The 20,532-nt window shown below is 37.5% G+C and carries 15 protein-coding genes and 1 pseudogene; 15 read left to right on the forward strand and 1 reads right to left on the reverse strand.

The window, feature by feature from the left end:
- Positions 1 to 164 precede the first annotated feature (164 nt).
- From H8J70_RS11155 to H8J70_RS11220, 13 genes and pseudogenes are all read left to right on the forward strand, one after another.
- Positions 165 to 746 carry a sigma-70 family RNA polymerase sigma factor gene (locus H8J70_RS11155; protein WP_186504369.1) on the forward strand — a complete coding sequence of 194 codons (582 nt, stop codon included), beginning with the start codon at positions 165 to 167 and terminating at the stop codon, positions 744 to 746.
- A gap of 227 nt (positions 747 to 973) precedes the next feature.
- Positions 974 to 1,840, forward strand: a complete 867-nt coding sequence (gene galU, locus H8J70_RS11160) for a UTP--glucose-1-phosphate uridylyltransferase GalU (protein WP_186504370.1) — start codon at positions 974 to 976, stop codon at positions 1,838 to 1,840.
- Positions 1,841 to 1,884: 44 nt separating this feature from the next.
- On the forward strand, positions 1,885 to 3,030 hold the full coding sequence (locus H8J70_RS12775; protein ID WP_186504371.1) for a glycosyltransferase: 1,146 nt from the start codon (positions 1,885 to 1,887) through the stop codon (positions 3,028 to 3,030).
- A complete protein-coding gene (locus tag H8J70_RS11170) occupies positions 3,027 to 3,617 on the forward strand; it encodes a glycosyltransferase family 9 protein (protein WP_186504372.1) in 591 nt (196 codons plus the stop codon). Before H8J70_RS12775 ends, H8J70_RS11170 begins: the two co-directional genes overlap by 4 nt.
- Positions 3,618 to 3,620: 3 nt before the next feature.
- Positions 3,621 to 4,070 carry a glycosyltransferase family 9 protein gene (locus tag H8J70_RS11175; protein ID WP_186504373.1) on the forward strand — a complete coding sequence of 150 codons (450 nt, stop codon included), beginning with the start codon at positions 3,621 to 3,623 and terminating at the stop codon, positions 4,068 to 4,070.
- A 27-nt stretch (positions 4,071 to 4,097) separates the two neighbouring features.
- Positions 4,098 to 5,039: pseudogene (locus tag H8J70_RS12650) on the forward strand (glycosyltransferase family 8 protein).
- 59 nt (positions 5,040 to 5,098) lie between these two features.
- The gene (locus tag H8J70_RS11190; protein WP_186504376.1) at positions 5,099 to 5,881 is read left to right on the forward strand and encodes a hypothetical protein; all 783 of its coding nucleotides are present in this window, start codon (positions 5,099 to 5,101) and stop codon (positions 5,879 to 5,881) included.
- Positions 5,882 to 6,440: 559 nt separating this feature from the next.
- Positions 6,441 to 7,538 carry a glycosyltransferase gene (locus H8J70_RS11195; protein ID WP_186504377.1) on the forward strand — a complete coding sequence of 366 codons (1,098 nt, stop codon included), beginning with the start codon at positions 6,441 to 6,443 and terminating at the stop codon, positions 7,536 to 7,538.
- Between the two features lie 175 nt (positions 7,539 to 7,713).
- The gene (locus H8J70_RS11200) at positions 7,714 to 9,249 is read left to right on the forward strand and encodes a hypothetical protein (RefSeq protein ID WP_186504378.1); all 1,536 of its coding nucleotides are present in this window, start codon (positions 7,714 to 7,716) and stop codon (positions 9,247 to 9,249) included.
- A gap of 687 nt (positions 9,250 to 9,936) precedes the next feature.
- Positions 9,937 to 10,542, forward strand: coding sequence for a sugar phosphate nucleotidyltransferase (locus H8J70_RS11205; protein WP_281386302.1), 606 nt, complete (start codon positions 9,937 to 9,939; stop codon positions 10,540 to 10,542).
- Positions 10,543 to 10,717: 175 nt separating this feature from the next.
- Positions 10,718 to 11,782, forward strand: a complete 1,065-nt coding sequence (gene rfbG, locus H8J70_RS11210) for a CDP-glucose 4,6-dehydratase (protein WP_186504379.1) — start codon at positions 10,718 to 10,720, stop codon at positions 11,780 to 11,782.
- Between the two features lie 6 nt (positions 11,783 to 11,788).
- Positions 11,789 to 13,132 carry a lipopolysaccharide biosynthesis protein RfbH gene (gene rfbH, locus H8J70_RS11215; RefSeq protein WP_186504380.1) on the forward strand — a complete coding sequence of 448 codons (1,344 nt, stop codon included), beginning with the start codon at positions 11,789 to 11,791 and terminating at the stop codon, positions 13,130 to 13,132.
- A 16-nt stretch (positions 13,133 to 13,148) separates the two neighbouring features.
- Complete coding sequence (locus tag H8J70_RS11220; protein WP_186504381.1) at positions 13,149 to 14,714, forward strand: thiamine pyrophosphate-binding protein; 1,566 nt, start codon at positions 13,149 to 13,151, stop codon at positions 14,712 to 14,714.
- On the opposite strand, the gene H8J70_RS11225 is transcribed toward H8J70_RS11220, so the two are convergent.
- Positions 14,689 to 14,922 carry an AAA family ATPase gene (locus H8J70_RS11225; protein WP_222433696.1) on the reverse strand — a complete coding sequence of 78 codons (234 nt, stop codon included), beginning with the start codon at positions 14,920 to 14,922 and terminating at the stop codon, positions 14,689 to 14,691. The two genes, H8J70_RS11220 and H8J70_RS11225, sit on opposite strands and share 26 nt — an antisense overlap.
- Before the next feature lie 589 nt (positions 14,923 to 15,511).
- On the opposite strand from H8J70_RS11225, the gene H8J70_RS11230 reads away from it, so the two are divergent.
- Both H8J70_RS11230 and H8J70_RS11235 read left to right on the forward strand, forming a co-directional pair.
- Entirely contained in the window at positions 15,512 to 18,073 is a 2,562-nt protein-coding gene (locus H8J70_RS11230; protein WP_186504382.1) for a YfhO family protein, read from the forward strand.
- Positions 18,074 to 18,174: 101 nt separating this feature from the next.
- Positions 18,175 to 19,803, forward strand: a complete 1,629-nt coding sequence (locus H8J70_RS11235; protein ID WP_186504383.1) for a glucosyltransferase domain-containing protein — start codon at positions 18,175 to 18,177, stop codon at positions 19,801 to 19,803.
- Positions 19,804 to 20,532 lie beyond the last annotated feature (729 nt).

Genomic DNA, 20,532 nt, shown 5'->3' on the forward strand with positions numbered 1-20,532 from the left:
AGTCCCATACCTGCGTCTCGATGCAACAGGACTGCTTTCATTCGTTTTTCATAAGAATACATTTTAAACCTCCTGACATTTAGTGATCATGTCAGGTCCAACTTTTTGTCCGCACCTCCGACAATTCAATGTATCCTGTGACTAATGTAAAAGTATTTCAATTCATGCTCAACCGCATTCATACTGGCAACGAACTCGAAAAGAAATCGAGCTTCGATTACATGTGCCACCTGTATAATTTCCTGATTCAAGATAGAGCAGCCTACTATTACAAGAGGTATCCCGATGTATTCAGCACCTACGAAGAAGCCAAGCAAAGTGCCGTCATCGGCTGTATTCATGGCCTGGACCACTGGGATTCGAAGATCCAGTTGGAACGCTTAGAAGCACTGAGCTGGCATCTCAAACGGTATATTGAAAACTTCATGGCACGGGAAGTGGATTACACGCTGCGCCACAAAAATAGGAAAGAAGACATTGATTACCACACTGCTTTAGAAGGCTTTCCGGCCAGCAAAACAGGAGAACCGGAGCACTGCATCGTATCAAAGGAGCTCTCTGATCCCATACAAGAAGCACTGAGCCAATTGAATGAGTTAGAGCGAAATATACTCATGCTGCGTTTCGAAGCAGACCTCACTTTTCCGGAAATTGCACAACTTCTTGGGAAATCCAGACAACGCGTCTATCGTCATTACAATCGTGCTTTGGCAAAAATTAGGCGTAGCCTAGATAAAACAGCATAGCTAAATAATATAAAAATGTGGTTGAACGGCCTCAGATCCTAAAAAGGACTGAGGTCGTTTTTTTGTGTCAGCTAATCGTTTAGCCATAGCAGCATACAGTCCAATCTTTACTAAAAAGTCACAACTATATGTAAGTCAGCCAGATTTCAATGACAAAGCGTCGTCAAATATGGTAAAATAGCAAGGTATATGTATTGCCTTTATACATACATTAGGAGAAAAAATCAATGAAACGTATACGTAAAGCAGTCATTCCTGCAGCTGGCTTCGGTACCCGCTTTTTGCCGGCAACCATCGCTACGCCAAAGGAAATGCTGCCTATTGTAGATAAGCCGACCATTCAATATATCGTAGAAGAAGCCTTGGAAAGCGGCATTGAAGAAATCCTGATCATCAGTGGCCATGCCAAACGGGCTATTGAAGACCATTTTGACACCGATCCGGCACTGGAATCAACATTAAAGCGTCAGGGCAAGCTGAAGCTCTTATCTATGGTAGAAGAGATTGCCAATATAAACATCCACTACATCCGGCAGAAGCATATGCGCGGCCTGGGCGATGCCATCCTCTGTGCCCGCTCCTTCATGGATAACGAACCCTTTGCCGTCCTCTTGGGCGACGATGTGGTATATAATGATGTAAAGCCGGCTCTCAGACAATTGATGGATATGTATGAAGACAAGCAGGCAACTATCCTCGGCTGCCAGGAAGTAGCGCCCAACGACGTATCAGCCTATGGCATTGTCAAGGGAGAAAAGACCGATAATCCTGCTTTACTGCGTGTCCTCGACATGGTAGAAAAGCCAGCGAAAGAAGAAGCACCTAGCCGTTTTGCCGTCTTAGGCCGCTACGTCCTTACACCGGATATCTTTCCTATCTTGGAAAAGACGAAGCCAGGCAAAGGCGGAGAAATCCAGCTGACCGATGCGCTGCAGACGCTGGCTGGTCAAAAGAACGTGTACGCATATAACTTTGAAGGCAAACGCTATGATGTAGGAAATAAGCTGGGCTATTTGCAGGCGACTGTTGAATATGCGTTGCGGCGTCATGACCTGGGTGAGGAGTTCAGAACATATCTGAAGAGGATTTTATAGCAAAATAATAAGTATTAATTGCTTTTTGATTATGGGGAGATAATGTGAGTAGAGAAAAGGCAGTGCGGATTTTGCAGGCTACTGTAAGTAACGATGGTGGTGGCCTGACAGGCTATATTTGTAATAACTATCGTTTTATAGATAAAAGTAAGGTCCAGTTTGATTTTCTTTCTTACGAAGAACATCTAAACTTTAAAAATGAATTCACTGAAATGGGGGCTCATTTTTATACTGTTCCACATCCTACTCATTTTTTTCAATATCTACATGCTTTACAAGTGATTAAAAGGGAAAACCATGATGCAGCCATTCATTTTAATCTTTCGTACGCAAATATAATTCCTATAATTGCTGCGAAGCTCGCTGGTTTTTCAAGGATTATCGTTCATTCCCATAGCACACAGATTGATGAAAAGCGGATGTGGGTTAGAAAGATAAAACAATATATTCATCTGACAGGTAAACAGCTAATACCCTATCTAGCAACTGATTATTGGGCCTGTTCTAAACTCGCGGCAGAATGGATGTTTCCGCATGGCATCCTCAACTCAGGACAAGTTGTTTTAGCTCATAATGCCATTGATACAAACAAGTTTAAATTTGATAGGGAAAAACGTCGGCAAATACGCACGGAATTAGGTATTACTGAAGATACCTTTTGTGTAGGTCATATTGGCAGGTTTTCCTATCAAAAAAATCAGCCTTTTTTGGTGGACATATTTTATCAGATTTGCCAAAAACGTCCCGATTCTTGCCTTTTGTTGATTGGTGGAAAAGACAATGGAGAAGATGTTTATCAGGAGGTACTTGATAAATTAAAGGATTATCAACTAGAAAATAAAGTAAGACTTTTAGGATTTCGCCATGATACGTCTAATTTATTACAAGCAATGGATGCCTTTATTTTACCCTCGCGTTTTGAAGGATTAAGTATTGTGGCAGTAGAAGTACAAACAGCAGGTGTTCCTTCTTTCTTCTCCGATGCGATGACAAAAGAAACGAATTTAACTTCCAATTGCCATTTTATATCACAAAGAGTGTCAGCAAATTATTGGGCACAAGTAATTCTTGAAAATTTACCAGGACGCAGAGACGATAATGTTTTTGAAGTAAAAAAAGCAGGGTATGATTTAAATGATGAGGTTCAAAAAATCATATCGTTTTATATGCAATTAGGTAATAAGAAATGAAACAGAAAAAAATTTTGATTGAAATAAAGCATGGTTTAGGTGACTGTGTATGTATGATTCCCGTTGTTAGGGAAATTCGTAAAAAATATCCCAATGCCTACATTGCCATGATTGTAAATGGAAGTAGTAATAAAGAGATTTTTGAACGAAGTGGGACATCTATTGATCGCTTCTTTTATTTAAGCTTGAAAGGAAGACCTGCATGGGAGATAGCAAAAACCATTATACAAATGATGTTAAAACGATTTGATATCGGCGTTCTTGCAACAATGACTCCCAAAGAAAAGGGAATAAAGTTATTTAAACTTCTAGGTATTAAAGAAACCTATGGAGAACAATATCAAGACTTAAATTGGCTGGATTTGGACAATAAAGTTCATTTTGTTGATAGAAATTTGAATATGATCAAAGAATTGATTGGTGAAGTAAAAGACCGTCAGCCATATTTATTGTCGAAGCCTGATGAGACTGAGCGCTTGAATAAAAATTTCCATATTCAAAATAAGAAAATAATTGTCAATATTGGTGGCGGAGATAAGAATTATCACAATGGAAGGTATGTATTCACTCGCTGCTGGGTTCCATAATATATGGTAGAACTGGTGAATCGTCTATCTGACTTACCTTATGATATATGCCTTCTAGGCGGCTCTTTGGAAAAAGAATTATTGCCATTATATGGGGAAGTTCTAAAAAGATCTAATGTCCATAATTGCGTATCTAAGACCAATATTTCTGAAAGTATAGATTTTATTGCCGATGCCGTATTAAGTATAGGTGTGGATACGGGAATGCAGCATATTGCTGATGCAGTAGGAGTACGAACACTATCTATCTTTGGACCAACGAATCCCAAAACGCATGGGGCTTATTCTGAAAAAGCCCAATTTATAGAATGCCTAGAAGATACTGCAGATAAGTACTGCTTTGAAACAGATGCATATTATACGATCCCTGTGAAAGAATGCATGAGACAAATTACGTCAGATAAGGTTTATGATAAAGTGAGAAACATACTTCATCTGAGGGAAAGAGAATAAAAAATTATGATCTAGATAGCTTTAGAAATAAGCGATAAAGATGGAAAATACAGAAAATACGTGGCTGCAACGATGATCTCTTTCTTGATACATACAAATAAAACCATTACATTCTATGTGCTTTGTGATAATACACTAAGCGAAATCAATAAAGAGTTGCTTCAGCGGACCGCAGAGTCTAAGCAGGGACAGATTATCTTTCATTTGGTACAAATGGATGAAAGTATCAGTTATCTTGATTCATTAAGGAAAATTACGATAGACACACTCTTTCGTCTTTTAATTCCTCAAAGCTGTGCAGCAATTGATAAAACTGTTTATCTGGATGGAGATATCCTCGTTAATACAAATTGAAGGAACTTTGGTATATCGATGTAACAGACGTCTTAGTAGGAGCTGTTGAGGATGTTAAAGACACACAGCAACTTTTCATTGATAATGGGTTGTATAGGCGTCTTGGAGTATTACTTTAATGCTGGCGTGATGTTGATGAATCTAAAGAAGATTTGGGAAACATTGGACCTTTATGAAGAAGGTTTGCATTTGTTAAAGCCACATCCGAACTTGTCCTTTGCTGATCAAGATGTATTAAATATTCTCTTCCAAAAAAAGATGAAACATCTGTCACAGAAGTTTAATCAGCAAATTAATCTCTTTGATGAAACTCTGGACTTTTCTGTATTGAAGCAACTGGCCATCTTTCATTTTTCAGGGATGGTAAAGGCCTGGTTTGCCCCACAGGCTGAAGTGCAAGAGCTTTATCATTTCTATATGGCAAAGAGGGCTTATGTACAATCTGTGGAAGATATGGTGCACATAATGTCATCTGCCACGAATCTTTATAAAGAAAAAGTAGATTTGAAACAGTTACTCCTGCATTTTGATTCCGATAGGGGAATAGTGTTAAAGATCATTCTGGGGATGAAATTAATTCTTCCAGAAGCGTTTTATTGGATAGTTTTGTCCTAGACCATGAGATTTAAAATGAAATGGTTGAATAGGTGAATATTTTTTTATAAGGTGAAAAAATGGAAGAAAATAAAAATATTGCTTTGGTATTAACAGGCACTATAAAACCGACAACAGATACAACAAAATATAAAGATTGGAAAAGTCGAAGAAGGGAGTACCTAGAATCTTTAAATTATTATAGCTCATTTGGGAAGATTTACTTTCTTGAAAATTCTGATTATGATTTAGAAAATGACAAAGAATTTATTAACATACCTAATGTGGTTTATCGTAAATTTTCCAAGGATAAAAATAATAATCACAATATTGGCTATCAGGAATTCAAGATGCTGGATGATTGGATTCTTAATGAAGAAAATCCTCCTTCGCGGTGGATTAAGTTAAGTGGCAGATACATCATAGAAAATTTTGCTGAAATTTTAAATCAAGCACAGAAATCAGATAAAGAGCTTATCATGGATTTGACTATTAATAAACGCTGGGCTGATACATATTTGTTCTGCATAGACACCTCGTTTTATAAAAAAAATTTTGCGGGAATATATGTATATTGTGCACCTTTTGTTGCAATTGAAAGTGTCTTATATGACAGTTTATGCTATTATAAATTGCTCGATAATATTGAATTTTTCAAAAGGGAACCTCTTTTTGATGTTATTTCATCAAAAGGCTATAGACGAAAGCGCAAAGGGAAAATTGAAAAAAAAATAATAAATACGTGGAGAGCGTTTAATTTCAGAATTTATCCATCACGGTTAGTTTTTTTTCCGCCTTTCTACATAATAAGACGAGAAATAACTAGAATCATTGAAATTAAATTTAAAAATAAAGAGGGCTAATTGTAAAATGAAACTGAACAGCTAAATAAAAAAATCCATGGTAACTCCTGTGACATGATATAGGTGTCGAATCCAATCATACAAATGAGAATTACCATGGGCTGCACCAATCATAACATGATTTCACAAAAAAGGCCTGAATGGGAGCGAACGCTTTTGCATTGAATGTCTGATACAATCAGGGGACACCATCTCAACCATTGCTAAAGAACTTAGTCGTTCTGGAACGACAATGTTAAATTTAGCGAACTAGAAGACTAAAAACTGAAAATCTACTTTGCTCACCCTTTGTCTACATGGGAACGTGGCTCCAATGAACGCCATAATGACCTGTTGCGCCGGATAATTTCGAAATGAACCTCAAATACAGGACGTCAGTGAATCGCTTCTACGGCGCACGTTACGTTAGTGCAATGAATTGTCCCGAAAAATCTTAGGTCATAAGACGCCAAAGAAAGTTTTCATCCGAGAAATGAGATATATCGTAAACATTGAAAGTGTTCAATTTCATACTGCAATTTAGGAATTTAAACTAATCTAGAACAGGAGAGTAAATTTAATGAAACTTTATAGAATAAAAGAGATCCCTAATTTTGATTTTGAAATCCACACAATAGCTAAAGCAAGAGAAGATATGGAAAAAGTTTTAGATTGCTTTCCCTTTCTAAGCCTTAATACAGTTGGAATATCCTCTCTGGATGTTGTAAATAAAAACAAATTAAAAAAAGCACTTTATTATCTAAGACCTAAAAGGATAAAAACATTATATAATTTATTGACCTTCAAAGATAAAGTAACAATTCTTCAATATCCGGCAGAAAAAGGGCGGCTATTTGACTACGTTATTCAAAAAAATTTTATACCGAGAAATAGAATTATATTGATGATTCATGATATTAATTCACTTCAATCTTCAGCTGGAAATCCAGAAGAAATGGCTTCCGTTGTACCAAAAGAAGTAGAAAAGTTCAACAAGGCAGATGCTCTTATTGTTCACAATGAACATATGCATCGAGTGTTAGTGAAATATGGACTAAAGGTTAAAAAAGTTGCGGAGCTTAAGGTTTTTGATTATTTAATAGATCCAAACAAGGTGTTTCAAGATGCACCAAGAACCTTGAGCAATACAATTGCTTTTGCTGGTAACTTATCAAAGTCAAAATTTATAGAGAAAATACCAGCACTTAAGAATAATAATATACACATTCAGCTTTATGGCCCTTACTATCCAGAAGAGTTAAAACAATACTCAATTTTTCATTACAATGGGAATTTGGATGCGGAAGAAATTGTGTTTAAGTTAAATGCATCTTTCGGTTTGGTATGGGATGGACCATCCGCAGTTACTTGTGAGGGGAATTTTGGGAATTATATGCAATATAATAATCCCTTTAAGGTTTCATTATACATAGCGGCTCAACTCCCTGTCATTATTTGGAAAAAAGCCGCATTAGCAAGGTTTGTAGAAGAAAATTATATAGGATTCACCGTTGACTCGTTAGAAGAGGTGGCTCCGACCATTGAAAATATGAAAGACGATGAATACGAATCTATAATGAAGAATATTCGGGCTCTATCGTATAAGATACGACAAGGGAAATTTATGGAGGCAGCTGTTAAAGACCTTTTGATGCAATATAAGGTGGAAGAGAAATAAGAATGGCTTATTTTTGCTGCGTGCATTAGTTAAAAAAACATTACTTCACTGGTATATACTTTCCGTCGTACATGCTACATGTATCTTTATTGCCGATAAAAATTTAAAATTGATGTGTTGATGATGGTGTGTACTATACTAAAAATAAACTTTTGAAAATATGAGGAGTGTTTCAATGGAGGAAAGATATCACAAGATAGAAGAATATTTGCTGCTTTTTATGATTGTCGGTATGCCTATTATGGCATTGCCAGTTAAAATACCATTTTTTGATTCTTCTGTGCCATCTATATGCTTGTCTTTAGCTTTGCTTGTCTGGGTTATCCATTGTTTCCAAACGAGAACTGTGCCTATTGCACATGGTAAATTTTTACTTATGTGTTGCATTTGGCTGATCCTATGTACAGTGATTGGTGCGTATACCTATTCTTTTTGGGACGAATCTATCATGTATTATTTACAAGGGACTAGGGTTGTTAAATTAATTGCTCATATATGGCCGGGGATTATAACATCTACACTAGGACTAGAAACAAAGTTTTTAATTTCTCAATTAATAAGCCTTGTTAGAAGTTTATTTTTCCCACTATTAGGGATATTTTTACTTTACTATAGCCTATATCGTAAAAAACCGCAACGTGGTTTGGAATGGATGAGTAAAATAGCTATTATTATGGTTTGCACATTGGGCCTTTACTCTATTCCGGAAATTGTTTGGCTTTGGACGGGAAGCCCGTTAGCTGAAAGTATACTAATCAGTATTAATCAATGTTTATATATACCAGCGAGTTCGCATTCTTGGTGGCCTCCTTTATTATGGCCTGGGCAATTACGTAGCTATGCATTGGAACCTTCGTATTTTGGTATTACAGCTGCATTTTTGATGCCATTTTTGTGGTATCGAGTTCAACAGAAAAAAAGTAAATTCGTTATATTTCTCATTTTCTATTTGTCGTTTATGATTTTTATGACCAAAGCAAGGACTGCTACTGTTATTTATTTATTTGAACTAGCTACACTAATACTAAGCAGTATATTTTCTAAGTATGCAGACTGGAAGAAGGTATGCACTATTGCGGTAATCAGTGCTGTTTTTTCTTTTGGTTTTTATATGGCAAGTAATACGGTAGTAACGATCGCTCATACTCAATCATCCGGTATCCAAACCCAAGATTTCTTTTCCACCCTGTCAAACAACTCGGAAACGTATATAAAAAAGAATATAACATCTGTTTCGGATAAAGGTGCTAGGTCTAATACAGCACGCTTTGGCAATACTGTTGCTATGACAAAGGTGGGGGTGCAGCATCCTATTTTCGGTGTAGGATTTGGATATTATAGTATGTATATGGTGGATAATTTCCCTGAATTTGCTAAAGACAATCGAGAGATTAAGCTATGGACTAGCTTTTTACTAAAAGAAGGCTTCTGGAAAACAGGCTATCCTGCATTAAATACTTTTTCCTATATTTTTGCGCAGTTTGGCCTTATAGGAGTACTTTTGTTTTGTGCTCCTTTAATATATCTGATGTGGGCTGTTTTTAAAAGAAGAACACAGTTATGTAACCGGCCTGATATAATATTTCTTGTAATAGCACTAATTGGACAAATTGGTTGTTTGTTTAGTCAAATATTTTTCTATAGTTATCCAATCACATTATCATTGCTGTATTGTACTATTTTTTGTAAATGCGAAAGTAAAGTGGAGTAAACAGGCTCTTATCATAAAGGGCCCATGAACTCAGACCAGAACTGAAAGAATTTAAGCGTGCATGATATAGTATAGGTAACAAAATGGGAAGTTGCTATCATGCCAAGAAAAAAATATATATGATCAAGACTAAGATCACCTTGTCAGTCCATTAAGGCGACAATGAAGTTAATGTCATCTGTTCCGAAAATGGCCTGAATCCAAACGTAGTCTGAAAATGGAAGCAAGAATTCCTACAGAATGCCCATTTCGTTTTTGGGTCAGATTCTGAGCGCAAAGTTATTCAGAGAAAGGAGGACGATTTGAAGAAAAAGAATGACCAAATGCTCAAAGCATGGATAGCCGGAGCCGCTGAGCAGATAAAATTATGATTGAGCGATGTTTCCGCAGTCTTAAAACAGAATAGCTTTATCCTAACGAATACCGTAACCCTGAGAGAACTTAGTCAAATGGTTAACCGGTATGTGGAGGATTACAACAACGTATGGCTTAATGAAACGCTAGAATACAAGGTACCCGATGAATTTTATTTTGGTTGTTTTGCTGCGTAGGATAAATTCGTCTAGTGGCACGCTTAAGTTTTTGACAAGGAGGGTTGACAAGAGGTTATTATATAGGAATAATGTATATAAAGACTTAAGAGATATTTTAATTTATTATTCAAATTGAATGTGGAGTGGATACTAATTGAAGGTAATATTATTAGCTGGCGGATTAGGAACACGAATTAGTGAAGAAAGTCAATTTAAACCCAAACCGATGATTGAAATCGGTGGCATGCCCATACTTTGGCATATTATGAAAACCTATGGAGCTTATGGCTACAATGAATTTATCATCTGTGCGGGGTATAAACAGCATCTTATTAAAGAATGGTTTGCTGATTACTTTTTGCATACATCAGATATTACCTTTGATTTCACCGAAGGTAATAAGATGATTGTCCATAACCAACATTGCGAACCTTGGAAAGTAACAGTTGTTGATACAGGGCTTAACACCATGACTGGTGGGCGCATTAAACGCATTCAGCCGTATGTAAACAATGAACCATTCATGATGACATATGGTGACGGAGTTTGTGATGTCAATATTGAAAAATTGGTAAAATTCCACAAAAATCATGGGAAAATTGCAACTCTTACAGCAGTACAGATTGAACAATCCAAAGGGATTTTAAATATAGGGATAGATAATGCAGTTCAATCTTTTAGAGAAAAATCTGCTCGAGATAGCGCACCTATTAATGCAGGTTTTATGGTTTTAGAACCGGCCATTTTTTTGACTACCTAGATGGGGATGATTGCATCTTTGAAAGGGCTCCCTTGGAAAAACTGGCCAAGGAAGGACAACTGATGAGCTATATGCACAAGGGCTTTTGGCAGTGCATGGATACTAAGCGTGAAAAGGATACGTTGGAGGAACTTTGGGAATCCGGTAGAGCGCCTTGGAAGGTATGGGATAACTGATGAATGAATTTAATCCTGATTTTTATCAGCATAAACGAGTTTTTGTAACCGGTCATACAGGATTTAAGGGGAGTTGGCTCTGCCAAATGCTTCTAAATTTAGGCGCAGAGGTCACCGGGTATGCTTTGAAGCCACCAACGAATCCATCTCTATTTGAATTAGCTGGTATAAAAAGTAAGATTCATTCTATAATCGGCGATATTCGTGATATGAATTCTCTGCAAGCAGCATTTAATGAAGCCCAGCCAGATATTGTGCTACACTTAGCAGCACAGCCATTAGTAAGGGAAAGTTATGATAATCCTGTTTATACATATGAAACCAACGTCATGGGGACTGTGAATATTCTCGAATGTATTCGGCAGAGCTCATGCGTTAAGTCATTTTTAAATGTGACGACAGATAAAGTGTACAAGAATAGAGAATGGATTTGGGGGTATCGGGAGGATGAAGAATTAGATGGATATGACCCGTATTCTAATTCTAAATCCTGTAGCGAACTCGTTACCCATTCCTATAAAAATAGTTTCTTTGCTAATCGGGATGTAGCTATTTCAACTGCTCGGGCGGGAAATGTCATTGGCGGTGGCGATTTCGCTAAGGATCGTATTATTCCTGATTGTGTACGTGCGGCTATAGCACATACAAATATTATCGTGCGAAATCCCTATTCTACACGCCCTTATCAGCATGTATTGGAACCCCTTTATGCGTACCTGATGATTGCAGCCAAGCAGTATGAGGATATAAAGTTTTCCGGTTACTATAATGTAGGGCCTAATGATGCGGATTGCTTTGAAACGGGTAAATTGGTCGATTTGTTTGTTCGCACCTGGGATGATAGTCTACAATGGGTAGATTGTTCAGATAATGGGCCTCATGAAGCCAATTTTTTAAAACTGGATTGCTCAAAGCTAAAAGCTACGTTTGGTTGGCAACCACGCTGGAATTTGGAAGAAGCCATTCAAAAGGTCGTGGAATGGAGTAAATGCTGGATTGCTGAAGAGAACATTTCTGTCTGCATGGATAAACAGATTAATGAATTTATGAAAAAAGGAATGTGAATATAGATGAGCCATTGGAAAAGTGAAGAAGAGGCTAGACAACAAATTAAAGACTTGGTTACCTCTTATTACCATGAATTTAAAGAAAACAAAAGACAATTTGCACCAGGAGACCGAATTAACTATGCTTCACGCGTGTTTGATGAAAAGGAAATGTGCGCCTTGACGGATTCTATGCTGGATTTTTGGTTGACTACAGGACGTTTTGCAGATGCCTTTGAAAAAGACTTTGCTGCCTGGATTGGTGTTAAATATGCTCATTTAGTGAACAGTGGTTCTTCCGCTAATTTGATTGCCTTCTCCGTTTTGACGGCTCCTGAACTTAAAGAACGGCAGATCAAACGAGGCGATGAGGTGATTACCGTAGCCTGCGGTTTTCCGACAACGGTTACGCCTATACTACAATATGGTGCTGTACCTGTTTTTGTTGACGTAAACATTCCTCAGTATAATATTGATGTTACACAATTAGAAGCTGTTTTATCTCCGAAAACAAAAGCAGTCATGATTGCTCATACCCTGGGGAATCCTTTCGATTTAGCGTCTGTAAAGGCTTTTTGCGAAAAACATAGCCTCTGGCTTATAGAAGACAATTGTGACGCTTTAGGAAGCCAATATACCATTGATGGTGAAACCCGGTATACGGGGACTTGGGGCGATATTGGTACGAGCAGCTTTTATCCTCCCCATCATATGACCATGGGCGAAGGCGGTTGTGTGTATACCGATAATCCGTTACTGAATCGCTTAATCCTCTCTTACCGTGATTGGGGCCGAGATTGTATTTGTCCTTCTGGGCATGATAACTTCTGCGGCCATCGATTTGATGGTCAGTACGGTGAATTGCCGAAAGGCTATGACCACAAATACGTATACAGCCACTTTGGCTATAATTTAAAAGTAACAGATATGCAGGCTGCAGTAGGTTGTGAACAGTTAAAAAAATTCCCTACGTTTATTGAAAAACGTCGAAAGAACTGGCAACGTTTATATGATGCATTGCAATCTATCCAAGATAAAATTATTCTCCCGGAACCTGCAGAAAACAGTAAGCCATCCTGGTTTGGTTTTTTGATTACTATGCGTCCTGGAGCAGGATTGTCCCGTAATGATGTTACTCGTTATATAGAAGACCACAATATTCAAACACGTCTGCTCTTTAGCGGCAATTTAATCAAGCATCCCTGTTTTGATGAGATTCGCAATACCTCTGCGTATCGTGTAGTTGGCGATTTGAAAAACACAGAGTATATTATGAATAATACCTTTTGGGTAGGCGTATATCCGGGAATGAATGATGAAATGATAGATTATATGATCCAGAGTATTATAGCTGCTTTAAATAAATAATTGGAGGTATCAAAAAATGAAAATAAAAGTCGCAAAATATATCTCTACTTTTTTAGTTGAAAAGGGAATTACTGATTGTTTTATGATTACAGGCGGTGGTGCAATGCATTTGAATGATGCCATTGGACATGAGAAAAGGATACGTTGTGTGTTTAATCATCATGAACAGGCTTGTACTATGGCTGCTGAAGGTTATGCCCGTGTAACTGGAAAAATCGCTGCTGTTTGCGTTACTAGTGGTCCTGGGGGAACAAACGCCATAACTGGAGTAGTTGGAGGCTGGCAGGATTCCATTCCAATGTTCATCCTTTCTGGACAAGCAAAGAGAGAAACTATAAAATGGTCCTGCCAAGAATTAAAATTACGACAACTTGGATATCAAGAGTTTGATATTATTAATTCAGTACAAAATATGACCAAATATGCGGTTATGGTAACAAATCCGCAAGAAGTTGCATACCATTTGGAAAAGGCTTTTTATTTGGCGATTACTGGACGTCCTGGGCCTGTATGGCTTGACATACCTTTGGATGTACAGGGGGCAATAATCGATACGGATACATTGATTCACTTTGATTCGGAAATAGAAAATCCATGGCCTGTACCTAAGGTGTCAGAAAAACAGGCTGAAGATATTTTAGTCAAAATAAAGCAAGCAAAAGCACCTTTGATTGTAGCCGGTACAGGCATTCGTGTAGGTGATGCGGAAAATGAATTTTTGGCATTAGTTAATAAACTACAAATCCCTGTAGTTACTGCTTGGGGAGCAAATGATACACTTTCTTTTGATAATCCATATTTTGCTGGTATGACAGGAACCATTGGAATAAGACCTGGCAATTTTGCTGTACAAAATTGTGATTTGCTCATTACACTTGGTTCTCGACTCAATCTTTTTGTGATTGGATATAATCACTATGAATTTGCGAAAAATGCCTATAAAATTATTGTTGATATTGATAGAAGTGAATTAACTAAGCCGACTATTCGCCCTGATATGGCAGTACATGCGGATGTTAAAGACCTCATGAAAAAACTTCTATCTTTAGATTACGTTGCTCAAGATCATCACAAAAAGTGGCTTCACTGGTGTAAAAATCTTATGTATAAATATCCGGTCGTTTTACCAGAATACTATAATCAAGACGCAGGATTAATTAATCCGTATGTTTTTATTGATAAATTATTTAATGCAACAATTCCTTCAGATCGTATCGCATGTGGAAATGGGTCTGCCTGTATGGTGACTCTTCAAGCGGGTAAAATTAAACAAGGGCAAAGAATGTTTGCCAATTCTGGCTGTGGCGCTATGGGATATGGTTTTCCTGCATCTATCGGGGTTGCTGTTGCAGATAATAGTCGCCGTACGATTTGCATTGATGGTAGTATAATGATGAATTTACAGGAGTTAGCCACTGTTGAGTATAATCATTTAAATGTAAAAATATTCCTTATTAACAACAATGGCTATTTGTCTATACGTCAAACGCAGCGCAATTTATTTAAACCTCCATTTGTAGGTCTTGATTCAACTTCAGGAGTGGGTTTCCCAAATTTTAAAAAAATTGCTGATGCTTTTTAAAAATTTCGCTAAACTCTGTACGAAATTGTTTTTGTAAGATTGGTCGTCCATATTTTACTTTTAATTCACTAGAGTTTCCTAAAATACCAAGTAATGTTGATTTTCCTACGGCATTGGTTCCGGAAAAGACAGTAATATACTTTCCGAGAATAAAATCTGTATTTCTAAAAAGACGGAATTTATTTATATGCAATCTTTCTATCCTCAAGATTTCCACCCCTATTGCATAAATTATTATAAAAAATCAGAATAAGTGTCAACTATAAGTATTATACTATAAAATTAAAAAATATGTTATTCTTTTATTCGGCAGAGTTGCATCTTCACTGTATACATGGCTTCATGAGATATAATTATTTAGTGATATAGTGGGTGCAGTATGGATCTGATTGAAATCATGTGGATTCGGGGACCAGTGAATATTACGGCCTATGGAAATCACGAATCCGGTCATTTGGAAATCACCTCTTCCATGTAAATGTTATGAGACAAGAACCACTATCCAATAAGACATTGTTATTCGCTTAACGCAGGACCCAGCAGCCCGTAAACTTCCCGCATAGAGTGGTAGTCTTCTGGGTTCGTAGGTATACGTTAATCTTGTATGAATCTTGTGTAATACAATCGAGAATGGCTTCAGCCAGATGGCATTCTTTACCACACAGTTGTTCATGCCAACCGCTGGAATCGTAGTGGAGCTAATTTTTATTTGTTTAATTATTATTCATTTAGTGAATGTAAGATTACATAGTAAATATATGACATTTAAATTCATATTGAATAGGGAGGATAAGAATGTGCTTGGCATAGAGGATGACAGAAACATCGTATCAAAAAAATGTTTAGTACTCATACTGCTAGCTTCTTTTGGAATTACTTTGGGCATATTACTTTGTAGTATGTATATCTATAAAATTGCGCCTTTTGGTAATCAGTCATTTGTATTTGGCGATGGGTATAATCAATATATTGATTTTTTCAACTTTTTTAAAGATGTACTTATGGGAAATAACTCATTATCCTATACCTTTAGCAATAATCTTGGTGGTTCATACGTAGGACAGTTTGCTTATTACGTTTCTTCTCCATTTAGTCTGTTAGTCGTATTTTTTCCTAAGGATCAAGTATATGATTTCTTTGATGTGGTGGTGGCCTTAAAGATTAGTCTGGCGTCGGCAACGTTTGCCTATTTTCTGTCGAAACGCTTTAAGGGAAAATTATACCCAGGCATGGCACTGTTGTTTTCGTTAGCTTACGGCTTTATGTCTTACAACCTGCATCAGATTAATAGTATCATGTGGCTGGATGGGGTATACATGCTGCCATTTATGTTACTTGGGGTGTACCAGGTAATACGGAATCGGAAAATTACTCTATTGGCAGTAAGCACTTCCCTTTCTATTATATTTAATTGGTACACCGGAGGAATCAACTGTATTTTTGTATGTTTCTGGCTTGTCTTGGAATGGTATTTGCAGTTTGGTACCTTCTCAAATTTCTTTAAAGATAAACAAATTTTGATCAGATTTATGCTGGCTATGTCTCTTGGAGTTTTGATCAGTATGGTCTTATTTTTACCTGCCATTTTACAATTGCGATCAGGTGTAGGGAATTCCTTTGACTGGAATCATTTTTCTTTAGGAAAAAGAGGGAGTATTGGTCTTTCTCTGGGAGGCTTTTATCTGGGAAATTTTAGCACAGCCGAAAAGGTAGCTTTGTTTACAGGAAGTCTTTCCGTACTCGGTATTATTCAGCTATTGTTTACTGCTGGCCGTAAAATGCGTATAGCCGCATTTATGTCTTTATTTTTTCTGGTGCTGTTATTCCATTGGAAGCCTTTTTATTTTTTGTTTTCGTTGTTTAAAGATGCAACGAGTTTTTATATCCGCTATTCTTATACTGGAGCAGCAATTCTTTTATTCCTAGGAGCATTATATTTCTCGCACTGGCTGGAACAAGCTTATACAAAGAAAAACTTGTTGATTGGATTTTTACCGCCGCTTTTTTTACTTTTCATGCATATGATAAAGCCAGGAGAACATCTTGATTATGTATACGGAACAGCAACTTTTCTTGCCGTTTTCAATGTGGTTTTATATCTAATCCGGACGACAGGGAAAAGGAAAATCTTATTCGGCTTGCTGGGGATACTTGTTCTATGCGAAATGGGAACGCAAGCAAGTCTGTTCTTAAAAGATATCCACAGCCCAAGCAAGGTTGCGTATAGCCAGTATGAGCTAGCGGAGGAGAATATGATTCATGAGCTACAGATACAGGATTCGTCCCAGTATCGTATCAGTCAGACGTCAAATCGGCAGACAGTGCAAAAAATCACAACAACACCTGTCTACAATGAAGCAGTGGGGTTTAATTACTGGGGTATTGGCGGGTATACATCTGTCCCTTCTAATCGCCAGATGAAATTATTGGATAATCTGGGCTATAGGGAAGAACATATGCGGATGAATGTGATTAACATGCCTGTACTTCCAGCAGATTCCTTTTTAGGCGTGAAATATATTCTTTCACATTATCCCGTTGAAGGCTTGAAAGAAGACAAAATCATTCCTGCGGCGAATTATAAGAAGGTGTACCAGAATCCTTACGCATTGCCAATGGCTTTTGTTTGCCAGCCTGATGAATCGGAGATTACAGGTAGTAATCCGTTTTTATATACTAATAGTTTATATAGTCATTTAATCGGGAAAAAAGTTTCTATTTATCAGCCTATTGTTTATCAGGCACGTCCTTCAGAAAATGGTGTTATATATACGTTAGAAGGATACGCAAGCGAGGAACCCCTGTATGGAAATATTACGTCTAACCAAAAACTGAAGGGCAAAATAAAAGCAGGCGAATTCTATGAAATTCCTTACTCAGATTGGACTACGCAGAGTGTATTCTATATTCCGAAAAAAGCTACAAAGGCCCCGAAAATAACACTGACAACTTCAAAGCCTCAAGCAATACAAGAGGCCCAATTCTATGAAGTGAATCTCGATGCGCTCAAGGCAGTCACGAGTGAAATGCAAAAAAGAGAAGCTACCCATTTAGCAATTGAAAACGGGAATATATACGGCTATGTCCAAGGCAGGAAGGGAGAATCGCTATTTCTCTTAGTGCCAGTAGATAAAGGATGGAAAATCCTTCGCAACGGTAAAGAGGTAAGCCCTGTTCCATTTGCTGATTGTTTCATCACGATTCCGTTGGTTGATGGAGTAAATGAAATATCTATGACATACCATCTCCCGGGATTTTGGCTGGGGATAGGCTTGTCATTGCTCGGAATTGTACTATTAATTGGCTTTTGCAGGTATGCTCAAAAAAGTAAACGCAACATGAATACAACAACACTTTAATTTTGGATTATTTTAAGAATCACTTAGCATATTTGATTTTCATAGGCTGGACTACTCAACAAAAAAACGATTTAACCTGTATTGAATGGGAGGATAAGAACGTGCATGCTTGGGATGGAGAGACAGAAGAAATTACAAAGGGAGGAGAGAAGTATCGTTCATTATATACAAAATACTATTTACTGGAAGAAAAGGTAATAGGGATAGTTCGGAATTTCTTTCAGTTAGATAGGACGGCACGTTATGCCTTTTTTTCGATCCTCTTGTTTACGTTTTTATACATCCTGCCAATCATATTGGCCAATGTGTATTATAATGATGATTTGGCTCGATCCTATGTTGGGTATTTAGGCTGGCGCAATGACGGCAGGCCTTTAATGGAGGTGCCATTTTTTCTGTTTAATAGTAGTAGAAAACAAGTTGCCGATTTTTCTCCTTTGTTACTTATTTTTGCAGGTGCAATTTTTTCGTACTGCTTGACGCTGTTTTGTCGTAGAAGTCTCCCAAAAGCTTCTTGGTTTGGCATGTTTACTGTGGCAGCTTGTGTGTACTTTAATTTCTTTATGTTAGAAAACCTATCATATAAATATGATACATTTGGAATGATTATTGCCCTCAGTCTGCCCTTTGCCGCATTTTCCATGCCAGAGGAGTGGCCAGTAAAAATAAAGGCTCCATTACTATCTCTATTATTACTATGTTCATTATCGCTATATCAGGCAACGATTGGCGCGTATGCCGGTCTTTTGCTCTTTATACTCACATTACGCATTTATCGCGATGAATCGTTGATGAATATAGGCAAAGACTTGTTTTGGAAAATTATGGTATTAGGGATGGGCGCTATCATTTATAAATTTTTAATTGTGAACTTTGCGATGGTACCGTCACAGTATTCAGCACAGCATATGGGCATACTAAATCCTATTAGCCAGAATTTCCTTGCTGTATTCTATGAGCATATAACAAAATTTTGTGCTTTATTCTATTTATATTTTCCTAGTTTTAAGCGAATTCTGCCAATCTTGCTAGGGCTACTGGGGTTGTCATCTTTTTATCTCGCCTGTCTTACGTATCAAAAGAGAAAAGAACGAAAAATCGTACGGTTTGGAATTGCACTTTGGGTATTCCTTACTCCCGCTTTTCTCTGGCTAGCTTCTTTTCTTTTGCTGTGCTTATTAAAAAAACCTATATATGCCAGCCGTGTTCTGTTGTCTTTTGGTGTAGCCACACTTTACGGTGGTTTTCTTTTTTATCAGGTGCAACAGAAGATCAGGCTTTTTGCTATTGTTCCACTGGGGGTTCTGATCATCACGTTGGCATCGTCTTCTCTATACGGTAATTTGCTTACCCGTCAGGAAGATATGAACAGACAGGTTGCAACTTACTTGGTATACGATATTAACGCTGTGCAACAACAAATGAAAACATCGTTTAATACGCTGCAGTTGACCGGTGGCATGATAAAATGCCGGGAATTACAATTATCTGAGGAACGGAAACCACTGCTGACTCAGATGGTAACAAAGTTTTCTTTGGGCGGGGGATTATGCTTCAGAAAGCAGTATATACAACATATGCAAAATAGTGAATGGAAGATAGATGATAAAGGCCCTTTGTCAGGTGTGGTACCCCCTTCTAGTAAGCAACCTCTAGTAATGAATGAGTTTTACAACATCACCCCGGATGGGGATAAGTTAATCATTACTTTTAAAGACTTTCAGAAGTAAGGCCATGATAAAGGTCTGAATATTACGGCCTATGAAATCACCGGTCCGGCTGCTTGGAAATCACCTCTTCCAGGAAAATGTTATGAGGAAAAATTCTTGCCCCAGGCTAAATGCCTGAGACAAGAACCGCCGTTCAATAAGACATTGTTTTTCGCTTAACGTAGAATCCAGCCCGTAAACTTCCTGCATAGAGTGGTAGTCTTCAGGGTTCGTAGGTATAACGTTAATCTTGTATGAATCTTGTGTAATACGATCAAGAATGGTTTTAGCCTGAAGGATTTCTTTGCCACACAGTTGGTCATACCAACCGCTGGGACCGTATTGAGAGCAGAAGATAGTTGAGGAATGTTTTATTCTGCGGTGCAGTGATTATATTAAATCACTTACGAAGAGTATGTTTTGATAAAATCAATGAAAATGTGAGTAACAGTAATATAGAATTTGTATTTTGGATAATTTTTTACCAGACTATTGGGGAGACTCAGGTAGATGTTGTCAAAATTGATTAATCATAAGAGGGATTCTAACTACTGAACAGTAAGCGCTCAATAAAACCATGTACCTAACAAAGAAGCCCACCCGAGTTATTCTCGAATGGGCGATCACTAATCTATTTACATAATTCCTGCATACGCGTGCTCCAGGGCATGTAGCCATCTACTACTTCGGGATGATGCCGCACATCCAAATTTGGGAAATCCGTGAATACCTGAATCAGGTATTTCTCCG

Origin of the sequence: Megasphaera hominis (genome assembly GCF_014269395.1) — a bacterium.
Taxonomy (GTDB): Bacteria; Bacillota; Negativicutes; order Veillonellales; family Megasphaeraceae; genus Megasphaera; species Megasphaera hominis.

What these genes read in the sequence shown, in the direction of transcription:
- H8J70_RS11155 (WP_186504369.1), top strand. Translation starts at nt 165, where the DNA reads ATGCTCAACCGCATTCATACTGGCAACGAACTCGAAAAGAAATCGAGC.
- galU (WP_186504370.1), top strand. Translation starts at nt 974, where the DNA reads ATGAAACGTATACGTAAAGCAGTCATTCCTGCAGCTGGCTTCGGTACC.
- H8J70_RS11200 (WP_186504378.1), top strand. Translation starts at nt 7,714, where the DNA reads ATGGAGGAAAGATATCACAAGATAGAAGAATATTTGCTGCTTTTTATG.
- H8J70_RS11175 (WP_186504373.1), top strand. Translation starts at nt 3,621, where the DNA reads ATGGTAGAACTGGTGAATCGTCTATCTGACTTACCTTATGATATATGC.
- H8J70_RS11195 (WP_186504377.1), top strand. Translation starts at nt 6,441, where the DNA reads ATGAAACTTTATAGAATAAAAGAGATCCCTAATTTTGATTTTGAAATC.
- rfbG (WP_186504379.1), top strand. Translation starts at nt 10,718, where the DNA reads ATGAATGAATTTAATCCTGATTTTTATCAGCATAAACGAGTTTTTGTA.
- H8J70_RS11190 (WP_186504376.1), top strand. Translation starts at nt 5,099, where the DNA reads ATGGAAGAAAATAAAAATATTGCTTTGGTATTAACAGGCACTATAAAA.
- H8J70_RS11220 (WP_186504381.1), top strand. Translation starts at nt 13,149, where the DNA reads ATGAAAATAAAAGTCGCAAAATATATCTCTACTTTTTTAGTTGAAAAG.
- H8J70_RS11170 (WP_186504372.1), top strand. Translation starts at nt 3,027, where the DNA reads ATGAAACAGAAAAAAATTTTGATTGAAATAAAGCATGGTTTAGGTGAC.
- rfbH (WP_186504380.1), top strand. Translation starts at nt 11,789, where the DNA reads ATGAGCCATTGGAAAAGTGAAGAAGAGGCTAGACAACAAATTAAAGAC.